Below are 13,223 nucleotides of genomic sequence, written 5' to 3' on the forward strand. Positions count from 1 at the left end.
GGGCCTCGCGCGCGTGACAGCTCCTGCCTTCCTGGGAGCATGATACAAGGAAGGATGCCGCAGATGCCGGACGCCATCGACGCACACGACACCCCGACCCCGCGCCGCAAGCCGAAGCCGGAAAACACCGCGATAGCCGGGCGGGAGATGAAGCCCTCAACCCTGATGATGGGGCTTGGTTACGACCCCGCCCTGTCCGAAGGCTCGCTCAAGGCCCCGATCTTCCTCACCTCGACCTTCGCTTTCGAGAGCGCGGCTGCGGGCAAGCGCCATTTCGAGGGCATTACCGGCATGCGCGAAGGCGGGGCGGAAGGCCTCGTCTATTCGCGCTTCAACGGGCCGAACCAGGAAATCCTCGAGGATCGCCTCGCCGTGTGGGACGGGGCCGAGGACGCACTCACCTTTTCCAGCGGCATGACGGCGATCTGCATCCTGATGATGGCCTATGCGAACCAGAACGACGTGATCGTCCATTCCGGCCCGCTCTATGCCGCGTCCGAGGGCTTTGTCGCGAAGGTGCTGAGCCGCTTCGGTGTCACCTATGTCGACTTTCCCGCCGGCGCGAGCCGCGAGGAACTGGACGCGATCATGGCGCACGCCAAGGCCCGGGCCGACGAACAGGGTGGGAAGGTCGCGCTGGTCTATCTCGAAAGCCCAGGCAACCCGACCAATGCTCTCGTCGATATTGAATCGGTTAAGGCGGCGCGCGATGCCGCGCTCGATGCGTCCGAAACGCCCATTGCGATCGACAACACCTTTCTCGGCCCATTGTGGCAGCGCCCGCTCGATCACGGGGCCGACATCGTCGCCTATTCGCTGACCAAGTATGTCGGCGGCCATTCCGACCTCGTCGCCGGCTCCATCGCGGGGGCGAAAAAGTGGATGGACCCTGTCCGCGCGCTCAGGAACACGATGGGCGGGATTGTCGATCCGAACACCGCCTGGATGCTGTTGCGCAGCCTCGAGACGGTCGAACTCAGGATGCAGCGCGCGGGCGAGAACGCGGCCAGGGTCTGCGCCTTCCTCAAACAGCACCCCAAGGTCGCAGGCCTCGGCTATCTCGGCATGATCGAGGATGCGCGCCAGAAGGACATCTACGACCGCCACTGCCTTGGCGCGGGCTCGACCTTTTCGCTCTTCCTCGAAGGCGGGGAAGAGGAATGTTTCCGCTTTCTCGACAATCTCACCATCGCCAAGCTGGCCGTCAGCCTCGGAGGCACGGAGACGCTGGCGAGCCACCCCGCGAGCATGACCCACCTGTCGGTCCCGCATGGTCGCCGCCAGCAGCTCGGCATCACCGACAGCCTCGTGCGGATCAGCATCGGGATCGAGGACGCGGACGACCTCATTGCCGATTTCGAACAGGCGCTGGACCATGTCTGATCCGAGAAAGCCCGTTTTCCTCGTCATCGGAGCCGGGGCCGGGATCGGCGGGCAGGCGGCGAAACGTTTTGCCGCAGGCGGGTATCACGCAGTGCTCGTCCGCCGCTCCGACAGGGAGGGGCTCGACCGGCTCGTCGACGCGATCGAGGATGCAGGCGGCAGCGCCACGGGCATGCTGGTGAATGCGACCGAGGACGGGGCGATCGAGGACCTCGTCGAGCATATCGAACGCGACATCGGACCCGTCGAGGTGATGCTCTACAATCTCGGTGCGCAGATCGGGAACCGCAGCCTCGCAGACACGCCGCACCGCACGTTCGAACTGGGCTGGCGGCTTGCCTGTTTCGGCCTGTTCCGGCTCGCCCACGCGGCCTTCCCCTCGATCGTAGAAAGAGCAAAGCGCGGCGGACGGCACGGTACGCTGCTCGTCACCTCGGCGACCGCGGCGATGCGCGGCAATGCCGGGCAGCACAGCCACGCCGCCGCGATGGGCGGGCGGCGCATGCTGTGCCAGACGCTCCATGCCGAATTCGCCCCGCAGGGCGTGCATGTCGCGCATGTCGTAGTCGACGGCGCGGTGGACGCGCCCGACACGCTCGGCAAGCTGCTGGGCGACAAGTACGAGGCGTTCAAACAGCGCAAGGGGCCCGAGGGGCTGATCGACCCGGCGGTTCTGGCCGAGACGTATTGGCACCTCGCGCAGCAGCCACGCGGCTGCTGGAGCCACGAGATCGATGTGCGCCCGTGGAGGGATGTGGCCTGGTGGAACGACAACCCGAATCCGGAAATCGATTCCGCAGGCAAGGGCTTTGCCGGTCCGAAAGAGGACTGATCGAGCGTCGCCCTAGCCGCGCCAGGTGCGCCTCTCCTCGCCCGCGCGCAGGACCTCGTAGGCGACCTGGAGCGCCTGGAATTCCCGCGCGGCCTCTTCATCGCCCGGCTTCACGTCGGGATGGACCTGCTTGGCGCGCTGGCGATAGGCTTTCTTGATCGTCTCGAATTCGGCATCGGCTTCGAGTCCCAGCAATTCGAGTGCGCGCATTTCATCGGCGCTTCTCGAACCGTCGCCCGAGCCCGCCCAGCCATAATGGGCGCTTTCGGCATAGCCGGCGCTTTCGGCCCGTTCCGCCTTGGCGCGGGCTTCTTTCTCGGCTTTCTCGAGCCCCTCGAAATAGTCCCATTTGGAATTGTATTCCGCCGCATGGCGCTGGCAGAAATACCAGCGTTCCGGGCTGTTCGGTGCCTTGGGCGCGGGGCAATCGCCTTTTTCCTCGCAGCCGTGCCGGTCGCACAGGCGCACCGTCGTCGCCTCGCGCGAGGCATCGTAGCCGCGCCACCTCGGGAAGCCCCAATCGTTCGAGCGGCGCGCGCGGCTCATGCGAGCTCGTCCGGCATCCGGCGGGTGATGACGTTGGTCGATGGCATAGGCCCGCCAGTCTAGGGAAGCTGGGCGGATATGCAAAGCATGGTAAATCGGGGAACCAGTTGCTATATGAAATGTTGCATTGCGGAAGACCGGCGTGGAAACCGCACCGTGGCAATGCCGTCAAGGAACCCGCAAAGGGCCGCAGGAAGGACCAAGATGATGAGCCAGCAACTCGCCTTTTCCAGCATCGCCTCGGTGCTCGCCATGGCGTGCCTGTGCCTGGCCGCCGGGTCCATCGAGCAGGCCCCGACGCCCGCGCACGACACGCTCACGCTCACGCACGCTGATGAAGGCGTCGTGCTCCCGGTCTGAACCGAGCGTCCCGTCCCGCATGCGGGACGGGCACCACCATCATTCCATCATTCGCGTCAATCGATAACGACGCTCGCCGCGCGGCGATTTCGCGCCCATGCCTCGGGCGTGGATGCGAGTGCGACCGGCCGCTCCTTGCCATAGCTGACCGTGCGGATGCGATCGGGCGAGACACCGAGGCTGACGAGGTAGTTTTTCGCCGCATTGGCGCGCCGTTCGCCCAGGGCAAGGTTGTATTCACGCGTGCCGCGCTCGTCGGCATGGCCCTCGACGGTGAAATTCACCTGCGGATAGCGCGAAAAATACTGCGCCTGCGCCTGCAGCGCAGAGGCATCCTGACTGTCGATGTTGTAACGATCGGTGTCGAAATAGATCGTCGTCGAGGAGCCGACCGCATCGGCGAAATGTTCCTGCGTGCCGACGCTCGGTCCGCTCGGCCTTGCGGGCGGAGGAGTGGTCGCCGGTGCCTGCGGTGTGGTCGCCGGGGCGGGCGGCAGTTCCTCGGGCGCTTCGCGCGAACAGGCACCCAAAGCGAGGGAAGTCGAAACGAGCGCGGCGGCAGCGCAGCGCGGCAGGGAGATTGTCATTCTTGTGCTCTCCTTTTTGGCCGGGAATCGTCGAACAGGGCCCGGATGGTCTTACACGAAAAACGGTGTCAGGGACGAATCGGGCCCCAGGCCGGATCCGAGGCATCCACCGGCGTCGGCAGCCTCCTTTCATTGCGACCGGTCAGGTCGACCTGCCACAGCGATGAACGGCCGGAATTTTTCGCAGTTCGGAAGAATTGGATGATGCGGCCATTGGGGGCCCAGGTCGGGGCTTCGTCCTGCCAGCCACGCGTCAGCACGCGCATGTTCCCGCCCGCAGGAGTCATCACGGCGACGTTGAAATCGCCCGCGATGCGCGTGAAGGCGATCTGGTCGCCGCGCGGGCTCCATTCAGGCGTGGCGCAGCGCCCGCCGAAAAAGCTGATCCGGCGCTGGTTCGTGCCGTCGGCATCCATGACGTAGCACTGCTGCGCGCCCGAACGATCGCTTTCGAATACGATCCGGCGACCGTCGGGCGAATAGGACCCCGCGATATCGATCCCGGGCGCCGTAGTCAGGCGTTCTGCCTGCCCACCGCTTACCGGCACGCGGTAGATGTCGGTATTGCCCGCGACCGCCATCGAATAGAGGATGTGGCGACCATCGGGCGACCAGCGCGGGGCGAGCGTCGGACTGGCGTTCTCGGTAACGAGCTGCTGCCGCCCCGAGCCGATGTCGTAGACGTAGATGCGCGGGTTTCCGTCGACATAGGAGAGATAGAGGATCTTCGAATAATCCGGCGAATAGCGCGGGGTGAGCGCGGTCGCGCTGCCCAGCGTGATGAAGCGGTGGTTCGCCCCGTCGCTGTCCATCACCGCGAGGCGCTTGACCCGGTTATCCTTGGGGCCGGTTTCCGCGATATAGGCGATGCGGCTGTCGAAGAACGGATCCTCGCCGGTCAGCCGGGCATAGATGAGATCCGAACATTTGTGCGCCGCGCGCCGCCAGTCGGCCGGGCGCACCACCCAGCCTTCGCGGATCAGTTCGTCCTCGAGCGCGACATCGTAGAGATAGCATCCGACCACCAGCTTGTCGTCCTGCCGTGCGCGGACATAGCCGTGAACGAGCATATCCGCGCCCCGGCCCGACCAGTTGGCCCAGGCGGGCGACGTGATCTGCGGGAAAGTGGGCTGCGGCAGGCTGTCCGGGCCCACCGGCTGGAACAGCCCATTGTTGCGCAGATTGGCCGTAATGACCCGCGCGACTTCGCGGCCCAGGGCTTCGGTCCCGTCGGCGCTTGCCGGAGTGGGCCGGTTGCGATCGGTGGCGAAGGCCGGGATGGCGACGCCGATATCGGACCAGTCGCTTTCGTCGGTGACGGTGAAAGTCAGCCCGCCCTCGGCATCCTCGCCGGAGGCCTCGGTATCGGTGGTCTCGACCTCGCCGCCTTCGCCAAGTGGTTCGCCGAGATCGGTGGTCTGAGCTAGGACAGCGGCGGGGAAACAGGCAAGGGCTGCTGCGGCGATCAGGATCGGGGTTCGGGCTCGGGTCATCGGGAGAGGTTCCTATCGAAACGCGCGCCCCGGATCGACTTCCAGGCGTTGTAATATTCGTCTGGGAGATCGAAGGGCGCGGCAAGTTGCACGGCGCGGATGGCGCGTTCGGCGTGAAGCGCCTTTTGCGGTCGGTTGGCCTCGTTGACCCCGCTCTGCCGCAGCACACGCGGACGGCCCTTCAGACTGCCATCCTCGTTAAGGTCGAAGGCGAGCTCGGTCACAAGCAATTCGGCATCGGCACCGCTGGGAGCGGTCCAGTGCGGGCGGATCTGGCGCACGATGGCCTGGATGATCGACGCCTTGGCGCTCGCGCCGATCTTCGAGGCGGGGATGCGCGTCTCGTCGGTCCTGGTGGAGGAGCCCGACCCTTCGAGAAAGTTTTCGCCGATCCGGCTGCCGCCGGCCGGTTCCTCGCGCGCTGCCTGCTGGGGCGTCTCGCGTGTCCGCGGGCGATCCGGGCGGCTGCGCTCGCGGCTTGGCGCGGGTTCGCGGGTGGCGGTGCGCGCGGGGGGCGGCGGGGGAATGTCTGCCGATGTCTCGACCGGCGCGGCCTCGGCCTCCGGGAGCGGGCTTTCGGCCAGGGTCGGCGCAATCGCCGCGCGGCTTTCGGAGACGGGATCGGGCGCACTCGCCTCGAGCCCGACATCGCTCGCAAGGCTGACCGTCATGCGCTGATTGACGGGAGGCGGCGGCGACATGCCCCATTGCAAGGCCAGCACCGCGACCAAACCCGCGTGCAGGACCATCGCGGCCAGCAGGCCGGTGCGATCCTCGCTGCGGAATGTCGCGGTCTCTGCCATGCTCGTCCTATCGCTATGGCGGCGAAACTGAACCGTCGGTGACCAGTTCGATTCGGGTGAAGCCCGCGCGGTTCATCTCGCCCATCACGGCCATGACGCGGCCATAGTCGAGCCCCCGGTCACCGCGCAGCACCAGCGTCGGAAGCTCGCCGTCCCCGCCCCGCCCGATCGCGGCGAGCGCCTCGGGAAAGCCGCCCACGGGCACGGCTTCGTTCTCGATGTAGATGCGCCCCTCGCCGTCGATGCTGACAGTGACCGATGTCGGCGCTTCCTCGACCGGGTTGGCCCGGCTTTCGGGCAGTTCGATCGGCACGCCGACCGCAGGCAGCGTCACCGTCACCATGAAGATGATAAGCAGCACGAGCATGACATCGACCAGCGGTGTTACGTTGATCTCCGCCATCGCCGCCCGGCGCGAGCGGCGGCGACCCCTGCCGCGCGAGGAAGGGGAAAGCGAGCCGCCCATCAGAGCTTGTCCAATTCGCGGCTGAGCCCGGCGTGGACGCGGTCCGCAAAGCGCTGGAGCCGCGCCTCGTATCCGTTCACAGCGTTCGAGAAACGGTTATAGGCGATCACGGCGGGAATGGCCGCGAACAGGCCGATCGCGGTCGCGAACAACGCCTCGGCGATACCGGGAGCGACGACCGCCAGCGAGGCGCTCTGCTGTGCGCCGATCTGGAAGAAGCTGTTCATGATGCCCCAGACGGTCCCGAACAGGCCGACAAAGGGCGCGACCGATCCTGTGGTCGCAAGAAAGCCGAGCCGCCCGGCCAGATCGTCCGCCTCGAAAGCGACCTGGCTTTCCATCGCCGCTGCGATCCGCTGGCGCGCGGCGTCGGCATCGAGCTTGCCCGCGCCGGTCGATTTCTTCCATTCCTCGAGCCCCGCTGCCGCGATCCGGGCGGAGGGAATCTGGCGCCGCTGCTGCTTCGTCAGCGTCGCCTCGCGGTCGCGCGTCTCCCAGAAATCCTTCTCATAGGCGCGCGATGCCTTTTCGAGCCTGCCCCGGCGCAGGGTGAAAGAAACGATGATCGTCCAGGTCCAGATGCTCGCAAGGACGAGCCCGACCATCACCGCCTGCACCACGATGTCGGCCTGCAGGAACAGCTCCAGCGGATCGAGCCGGGTCGGCCCCGAGCCGGAAACACCTGCAGGGGACGCGGCGGCAAGGAGGGTAATGGGCATGGGTCAGGTCTCCCCTTTGTCCATGAAGGCGGCGAAGGCGGCGCGCCACTCTGCCGGCTGGCGGCGCGGTCGGCCTTCGAGGCTGATGAAGCCGACGCGCAGGGTGGCCTCACATAAATCTTCATCGCCGCGGCGGGCGACCTGGTGCATCCTGCAGCTCGCTGCGCCAAGCTCGGTGCAGCGGGTCTCGATCACCACATCGTCGTCGAGCCTTGCCGGGCGAAGATAGCGCAGGTTCACCTCGGACACGGCATAGGCCCCCTCGCTAGCCTCGATCGCGGCGCGCTGGTCGATAGCCAGCAGGCGCAGCAGGTCGGATCGCGCGCGCTCGAACCAGCGCAGGTAATTGGCGTGATAGGTGATGCCCGAAAGATCGGTGTCCTCGTAATAGACCCGCACGGCGTAAAGGTGCCGCGCGCCGTCGATCAGGCCGCCGGGAGGTGTCGGATGGGTCATCGCGCCGGCGTTTAGCGGGTGGTCGGAGGCCATGCCAGCGATGAATGCCCAATCGATGTGAATGGAAGCGGAACGAGGGACCCGCTCAGCAAAGCAGGGCTTGTTCACTTCGTACATGCCCCCTTGCCCCAAAGCGAAAATCCGCGTTGGATCGCCCCCGGTCAAATCCTACGCGCGTTGGACGCGCGCACGGCGCAGGGCGTTTTCCAACAGGACTTCAGTCGCCTTTCCAGATCATCGGGCCAAGCGGTTCGCCGCCGAAGATGTGGACGTGGAGGTGCGGCACTTCCTGCCCCGCATGCGGACCGACATTGGCCAGCAGGCGATAGCCGGGCTCGACCAACCCCCTTTCCCGCGCGACATGGCCCACCGCGCGCACGAAACCGGCGATCTCGTCCGCGGAGGCCTTGGCCGAAAAATCGTCCCAGCTGACATAGCGGCCTTTGGGGATGACGAGCGTATGATTTTCAGCCTGCGGGTTGATGTCCTCGAAGGCATAGGCCCATTCGTCCTCGTAGACTTTCGTCGATGGGATTTCCCCGCGCAGGATCTTCGCAAAGATGTTGTCGTCGTCATAGGGAAGGGTCGCGTCGATCGGCATTATTCGCTCCTGTTGGCCTTTTCCTCGATACCCGACAGCCCTTCGCGCCGGTCGAGTTCGGCAAGGACATGGTCGAGCGACACGCCCCGCGCGGACAGCAGCACGAGGAGGTGGAAGAGGAGGTCCGCGCTCTCGCCGACCAGTTCCGCGTTGCTCCCCGCGACGCCTGCGATCACCGTCTCGGTCGCTTCCTCGCCAAGCTTCTGCGCGATCTTGGGCAAGCCCTTGGCGTTGAGTTTCGCGACATAGCTTTCCTCCGGCGAGGCGGCGCGGCGCGAGGCGATGGTCTGTTCGAGGCGGGCGAGCGTGTCCATGGGCGCTTTCCATAGAGGGGCCGGGGCGGGAGGCAAAGCCCCTCCCCTCGAAGGGGGGGGTTGGGGTGGGGTGCGCCGCGTTCGATCGGACGCGCCCTAGTCCCCCCGCGCCGGCAGGCCGGCATCGCATCTCCTAGTCGCCGCGCGCCGGCAGGCCGGCGTCGCGCAGGGCCTTGTGCGCCTCGGCGATCGAATGCGTGCCGAAATGGAAGATGGACGCGGCCAGGACAGCGTTCGCATGGCCCTCGCGCACACCGTCGACGAGGTGTTCGAGATTGCCCACCCCGCCGCTCGCGATCACGGGGACGCTGACGGCATCGGCGATGGTGCGGGTGAGTTCGAGGTCGTAGCCCGCCTTGGTCCCGTCGCCGTCCATGCTGGTGACGAGGAGTTCGCCCGCGCCGAGCTCCGCGACCTTCTTCGCGTATTCCAGCGCGTCGATGCCCGTCGGCTTGCGCCCGCCATGGGTAAAGATCTCCCAGCGCGGACCGCCTTCGGGTTCCTCGCCTTGCACGGGAACCTCGGGGACGACCCGGCGCGCATCGACGCTGGCGACGACGCACTGGCTGCCGAATTTCGCGGCGATCTCGCGCACCAGTTCGGGCCGCGCGACGGCGGCGGAGTTCACCGCGACCTTGTCCGCCCCGGCGAGCAGCAGCGCGCGCGCATCCTCGACACTGCGAACGCCGCCCCCGACGGTCAGCGGCATGAAGCACACCTCGGCGGTGCGGCGCACGATATCGAGCAGCGTGCCGCGCCCTTCGTGGCTCGCCGAAATGTCGAGGAAGCAAAGCTCGTCCGCCCCCGCCGCGTCATAGGCACGCGCCTGTTCGACCGGATCGCCCGCATCCTTGAGGTCGACGAAATTGACGCCCTTGACCACGCGGCCCTCGGCCACGTCGAGACAGGGGATGACGCGGATGCGGACGGTCATGGGGCCTCCTGCGGGGGTTGCTCGGGCAAAGCGGCGGGCCGGGGGCAGTCCTCGCCCTCGCAGCCCTCATATTGCGCGATGATGACCGCGACGGGCCACAGGAAACTGGCGAAGAACGCCCCCGCCATGCCGTAGACCACGCCCTGGCTGCCGAAGCGCGGGCCGAGAAAGCGCGCCACGCCGAGCGCGAGGACAAGGAACACCACGACATTGATCAGCGCGGTTTCCACCGTGCCGATGGTGATCCCGGCAAGGAAGGTGAGCGCAAAGAACAGGCAGCCGACCTGGCGCATGCGTCAGCTTTCCGCCCTTCGGCCCATCGCGATCGCGGCGGCGAGATCGAGCTTGCCCTCGTAAAGCGCACGGCCGGTTATCACGCCCTCGATCCCCTCATGCGCATGGATCGAGAGGATATGGATATCGTCGAGCCCGCGCACCCCGCCGCTGGCGATGACAGGCATGTCGACGCTGCGCGCAAGTTCGACCGTGGCGTCGATGTTCACGCCCTTCAGCAGCCCGTCGCGCCCGATATCGGTGAACAGCAGCGAGGCGACGCCCGCATCCTCGAACCGGCGGGCGAGGTCGACCACGGGGACGTTGGAGACCTCGGCCCAGCCCTCGGTCGCGACCATGCCGTCCCGCGCATCGACGGCAACAACGATGCCGCCTTCCCATTCGCGCGCCATTTCCTTGACGAAATCGGGGTCCTTGAGCGCGGCCGAACCCATCACGACCCGCGCCACGCCGAGATTGAACCAGCCCTCGACCGTCTGTGCGTCGCGAATTCCGCCGCCCAGCTGCACGTAGCCCGGAAACCGCTCGACGATCGCCTCGACCGCGGCGCGGTTTTCCGGCCGCCCGGCAAAGCTGCCGTCGAGATCGACGACGTGCAGGTGCTCCGCGCCCGCCTCGGCGAAGATCATCGCCTGGGCGGCCGGATCGTCGCCATAGGTGGTGGCGCGGGCCATGTCGCCCTCGGCAAGGCGCACGACTGCGCCGCCTTTAAGGTCGATGGCGGGAAAGACGATCATGGCGTTTGTTTGCTGCATGCGGGACGCGCATCCGCGCGCCCCTTTGTGCCGGGCCAGCCCACGCCCCCGCCCTTCTGCCCTTGAGGGTACCATTCCGGGTGGAAGGGCGGGGGCGTGGGCTGGCCCGGCCCGCGAGCGCTAGCGAGCCGCGAGACGATCACGGATACCATGCGAGGAACCTCTCAAGCGTGGCAAGGCCGAAAGCCTGGCTCTTTTCCGGGTGGAACTGCACCCCGACCATGTTGTCGCGCGCCACGGCTGCGACAAGGCCCTCGCCGTGATCGGTCAGCGCGGCGACATCGCCGCCGCGCTCGGCGACGAAATGGTAGGAGTGCAGGAAATAGGCCTCCCCGCCCTCGAAGACCTGGTGAGCGCGGGCATGAGGAAGAAGCGCGACATCGTTCCAGCCCATATGCGGCACCTTGACCGCCGGGTCGGCGGGCTCGATCAGCCGCACCTCGCCCGGGATCCAGCCGAGCCCTGCAGTCGTGCCGTGTTCGAGCCCGCGCGTCGCGAGAAGCTGCATCCCGACACAGATGCCCAGAAAGGGCGCGCCGCCCACATGGACCCGTTCGGTCATCGCCTCGATCATGTGCGGGACGGCCTTCAGCCCTTGCGCGCAGGCGCGGAAAGATCCGACACCGGGCAGCACGATCCGGTCGGCGGCGCGCACCACGTTGGGGTCGTCGGTGACGGAGACGTTCGCCCCCGCCTTCCTCAGCGCGTTATGGACCGAGTGGAGGTTGCCCGCGCCGTAATCGATGAGAGCGGTGATCTCGCTCATGGCTCGATCATTCGGCTGAGCAGCCGCCGCAAGGGCGGAGTCGAAGCTGAAAGCGCGGACGTGCGAAGCACACCTGCAAGCCCGCCCGCAGCGGGTCCGCGCCCCGGACTTGATCCGGGGGGAGGACGTCCAGCGAGGCAGTCGAAGACGGGGTGGAGCCCCACCCGCGCCCGGATGGGCGCGCGAAAAGAAAACGGGCCTCAACCACCAAGCTGCCCCTTGGTGCTGGGGATCGCCTCGCCCTTTCTCGGATCGCGCTCGACGGCGGTTCGCATGGCCCGGGCAAAGCCCTTGTAAAGGCTCTCGCAGATGTGGTGGTTGTTGGTGCCGTAGATGAGTTCCATGTGCAGCGTGATCCCGGCGCTCTGGGCAATCGAATGGAACCAGTGCTCGATCAGCTCGGTGTCCCATTCGCCCAGCTTTTCCTGGGTGAACCCCGCCTTCCACACCAGAAAAGGCCGCCCCGAAATGTCGAGCGCGACGCGGCTCAGCGTCTCGTCCATCGGCGAATAGGCATGGCCGTAGCGCCCGATCCCGGCCTTGTCGCCCATTGCCTCGGCCAATGCCTGCCCAAGGGCAATCGCCGAATCCTCGGTCGTGTGATGCTGGTCGACATGCAGGTCGCCTTCGACCTTCATGTCCAGGTCGATCAGCGAATGGCGCGAGAACTGTTCGACCATGTGATCGAGAAAGCCGATCCCTGTCGACACATCGTAGCGTCCCGTCCCGTCGAGATCGACGTGAATCGCGATCTTCGTTTCGGCCGTATTGCGCGTAACCGAGCCTGTGCGGCCGGAGGAAGTGTCTGAAACACGGGTCATGGCCGCGCTATAAGCCTGTCGCTGCGCGGTGCAAGTGGGGCGGCCTCCGACAAGGCTTGCGGCAAATATGCGGCAAGCGCACGAAACGCTTGACCAGCGCCGCCAGCCTCGCCACGCTTCGCACGATATGAGCGAAGAAACGCCCGACAGCCTGATACCCTATGACGAAATCGTCCAGGAAGCGCTGCGCGCCGTTGTCGGCCGGGTGCTGGGCGAGATCGAGCGCGGCGGCGGGACCCTTCCCGGCAACCATCATTTCTACATCACCTTCAAGACCGCCGCCCCGGGCGTTTCGATCCCGCAGCACCTGCGCGACCGCTTTCCGGACGAGATGACGATCGTGCTCCAGAACAAGTTCTGGGACCTCGAGGTGCGCGAAGAGGATTTCACGGTCGGCCTTTCGTTCAACCAGATTCCCGCCAAGCTGCAGATCCCCTTTGCGGCAATCACCGCATTCGTGGACCCGGCGGTCGATTTCGGCTTGCAGTTCCAGACCGCGGTGGACGAGTTGCCCCACGAGGAGCACGACGACGCGGAAAATGACGGCGAAGGCGGTGAAACGGACGCAGAGGACGGCGACGGCTCCAATGTCGTGACGGTCGATTTCGGAAGGAAGAAATAGCGCGGTAATGGCATCGACCCCAACCCCGGACAAAGCCGATCGGCAGGATCCCGAGGACCCGGAGCGACTTCCGCCCGACGATGGTCCCAAGCCGCGCCGGGCGAACCGGGCGATGCCGAGTCCCGACCCGAACACCAATCTGATGATCACCGACATCGTGGTGCGCGGCAGCAGCCTGTTCCTGAGGCGCAAGCTCAAGGACCGGATGCTGCTCGAAGAATACGATCCCGACCAGGTCGCGAAATTCAAGGATGGCAAAGGGCTCCTGCGCACGGTCGGACTGCTCGCGGCAAGCCGGCTGGCGACCGGGTCCCTGCCCGGCCTTGCCGTGGTCGCCGGCGGACTCGCAGCCAAGACTCTCTATGACCGCGGAAAGGCACGCGAACTGCGCCGCCGTCGCGCGCGCAGGGATGCCGCCAGCGGGCAGGGGTGATTCCACCCCCTTGATTCGCGCGCCCGCTTTGCGGCAAC

Annotated in this window: 19 protein-coding genes; 5 read left to right on the top strand and 14 right to left on the bottom strand. The window is 66.5% G+C overall.

Annotated features, from left to right (window positions below; genetic code table 11):
• Nucleotides 1–63 precede the first annotated feature (63 nt).
• Together RIB52_RS01265 and RIB52_RS01270 are read left to right on the top strand one after the other, a co-directional pair.
• The gene (locus RIB52_RS01265) at nt 64–1,383 is read left to right on the top strand and encodes a cystathionine gamma-synthase family protein (RefSeq protein ID WP_350172105.1); all 1,320 of its coding nucleotides are present in this window, start codon (nt 64–66) and stop codon (nt 1,381–1,383) included.
• The gene (locus RIB52_RS01270; protein ID WP_350172107.1) at nt 1,376–2,215 is read left to right on the top strand and encodes an SDR family NAD(P)-dependent oxidoreductase; all 840 of its coding nucleotides are present in this window, start codon (nt 1,376–1,378) and stop codon (nt 2,213–2,215) included. The genes RIB52_RS01265 and RIB52_RS01270 overlap by 8 nt, the downstream gene beginning before the upstream one ends.
• A gap of 12 nt (nt 2,216–2,227) precedes the next feature.
• Here the strand turns inward: RIB52_RS01270 and RIB52_RS01275 are convergent, their stop codons facing one another.
• Entirely contained in the window at nt 2,228–2,761 is a 534-nt protein-coding gene (locus RIB52_RS01275) for a J domain-containing protein (protein ID WP_350172109.1), read from the bottom strand.
• Nucleotides 2,762–2,965: 204 nt separating this feature from the next.
• Between RIB52_RS01275 and RIB52_RS01280 the strand changes: the two genes are divergently transcribed.
• Nucleotides 2,966–3,121 carry a hypothetical protein gene (locus tag RIB52_RS01280; RefSeq protein ID WP_350172111.1) on the top strand — a complete coding sequence of 52 codons (156 nt, stop codon included), beginning with the start codon at nt 2,966–2,968 and terminating at the stop codon, nt 3,119–3,121.
• 56 nt (nt 3,122–3,177) lie between these two features.
• Here the strand turns inward: RIB52_RS01280 and pal are convergent, their stop codons facing one another.
• From pal to hisB, 13 genes are all read right to left on the bottom strand, one after another.
• Complete coding sequence (pal, locus tag RIB52_RS01285) at nt 3,178–3,708, bottom strand: peptidoglycan-associated lipoprotein Pal (protein WP_350172113.1); 531 nt, start codon at nt 3,706–3,708, stop codon at nt 3,178–3,180.
• A 68-nt stretch (nt 3,709–3,776) separates the two neighbouring features.
• The gene (gene tolB / locus RIB52_RS01290; protein WP_350172115.1) at nt 3,777–5,201 is read right to left on the bottom strand and encodes a Tol-Pal system beta propeller repeat protein TolB; all 1,425 of its coding nucleotides are present in this window, start codon (nt 5,199–5,201) and stop codon (nt 3,777–3,779) included.
• Nucleotides 5,198–6,004: a cell envelope integrity protein TolA gene (tolA, locus tag RIB52_RS01295; RefSeq protein WP_350172117.1), complete on the bottom strand. Its 807-nt coding sequence runs from the start codon at nt 6,002–6,004 to the stop codon at nt 5,198–5,200. Before tolA ends, tolB begins: the two co-directional genes overlap by 4 nt.
• 13 nt (nt 6,005–6,017) lie before the next feature.
• The gene (locus RIB52_RS01300; protein ID WP_350172119.1) at nt 6,018–6,470 is read right to left on the bottom strand and encodes an ExbD/TolR family protein; all 453 of its coding nucleotides are present in this window, start codon (nt 6,468–6,470) and stop codon (nt 6,018–6,020) included.
• Nucleotides 6,470–7,189 (bottom strand): protein TolQ, encoded by a 720-nt coding sequence (gene tolQ / locus RIB52_RS01305; RefSeq protein ID WP_350172121.1) that lies wholly within the window; start codon nt 7,187–7,189, stop codon nt 6,470–6,472. Before tolQ ends, RIB52_RS01300 begins: the two co-directional genes overlap by 1 nt.
• A gap of 3 nt (nt 7,190–7,192) precedes the next feature.
• Nucleotides 7,193–7,645 (bottom strand): YbgC/FadM family acyl-CoA thioesterase, encoded by a 453-nt coding sequence (locus RIB52_RS01310; protein WP_350172123.1) that lies wholly within the window; start codon nt 7,643–7,645, stop codon nt 7,193–7,195.
• Between the two features lie 217 nt (nt 7,646–7,862).
• Nucleotides 7,863–8,246 carry a histidine triad nucleotide-binding protein gene (locus RIB52_RS01315; RefSeq protein ID WP_350172125.1) on the bottom strand — a complete coding sequence of 128 codons (384 nt, stop codon included), beginning with the start codon at nt 8,244–8,246 and terminating at the stop codon, nt 7,863–7,865.
• The gene (locus RIB52_RS01320; protein WP_350172127.1) at nt 8,246–8,560 is read right to left on the bottom strand and encodes a phosphoribosyl-ATP diphosphatase; all 315 of its coding nucleotides are present in this window, start codon (nt 8,558–8,560) and stop codon (nt 8,246–8,248) included. The genes RIB52_RS01315 and RIB52_RS01320 overlap by 1 nt, the downstream gene beginning before the upstream one ends.
• A 133-nt stretch (nt 8,561–8,693) precedes the next feature.
• Nucleotides 8,694–9,494: an imidazole glycerol phosphate synthase subunit HisF gene (gene hisF / locus RIB52_RS01325; protein WP_350172128.1), complete on the bottom strand. Its 801-nt coding sequence runs from the start codon at nt 9,492–9,494 to the stop codon at nt 8,694–8,696.
• Nucleotides 9,491–9,787, bottom strand: a complete 297-nt coding sequence (locus tag RIB52_RS01330) for a hypothetical protein (RefSeq protein ID WP_350172130.1) — start codon at nt 9,785–9,787, stop codon at nt 9,491–9,493. The genes hisF and RIB52_RS01330 overlap by 4 nt, the downstream gene beginning before the upstream one ends.
• A gap of 3 nt (nt 9,788–9,790) precedes the next feature.
• Nucleotides 9,791–10,525, bottom strand: a complete 735-nt coding sequence (gene hisA, locus RIB52_RS01335) for a 1-(5-phosphoribosyl)-5-[(5-phosphoribosylamino)methylideneamino]imidazole-4-carboxamide isomerase (RefSeq protein WP_350172216.1) — start codon at nt 10,523–10,525, stop codon at nt 9,791–9,793.
• Between the two features lie 157 nt (nt 10,526–10,682).
• Nucleotides 10,683–11,309 carry an imidazole glycerol phosphate synthase subunit HisH gene (hisH, locus tag RIB52_RS01340; RefSeq protein ID WP_350172132.1) on the bottom strand — a complete coding sequence of 209 codons (627 nt, stop codon included), beginning with the start codon at nt 11,307–11,309 and terminating at the stop codon, nt 10,683–10,685.
• 200 nt (nt 11,310–11,509) lie between these two features.
• Nucleotides 11,510–12,130, bottom strand: a complete 621-nt coding sequence (gene hisB, locus RIB52_RS01345; RefSeq protein ID WP_350172134.1) for an imidazoleglycerol-phosphate dehydratase HisB — start codon at nt 12,128–12,130, stop codon at nt 11,510–11,512.
• A gap of 127 nt (nt 12,131–12,257) precedes the next feature.
• Between hisB and RIB52_RS01350 the strand changes: the two genes are divergently transcribed.
• Nucleotides 12,258–12,752: an SspB family protein gene (locus tag RIB52_RS01350; RefSeq protein ID WP_350172136.1), complete on the top strand. Its 495-nt coding sequence runs from the start codon at nt 12,258–12,260 to the stop codon at nt 12,750–12,752.
• Between the two features lie 7 nt (nt 12,753–12,759).
• Nucleotides 12,760–13,185: a hypothetical protein gene (locus RIB52_RS01355; protein ID WP_350172138.1), complete on the top strand. Its 426-nt coding sequence runs from the start codon at nt 12,760–12,762 to the stop codon at nt 13,183–13,185.
• Nucleotides 13,186–13,223 lie beyond the last annotated feature (38 nt).

Origin of the sequence: Erythrobacter sp., from assembly GCF_040217515.1 — a bacterium.
In the GTDB taxonomy this organism is placed as follows: Bacteria; Pseudomonadota; Alphaproteobacteria; order Sphingomonadales; family Sphingomonadaceae; genus Erythrobacter.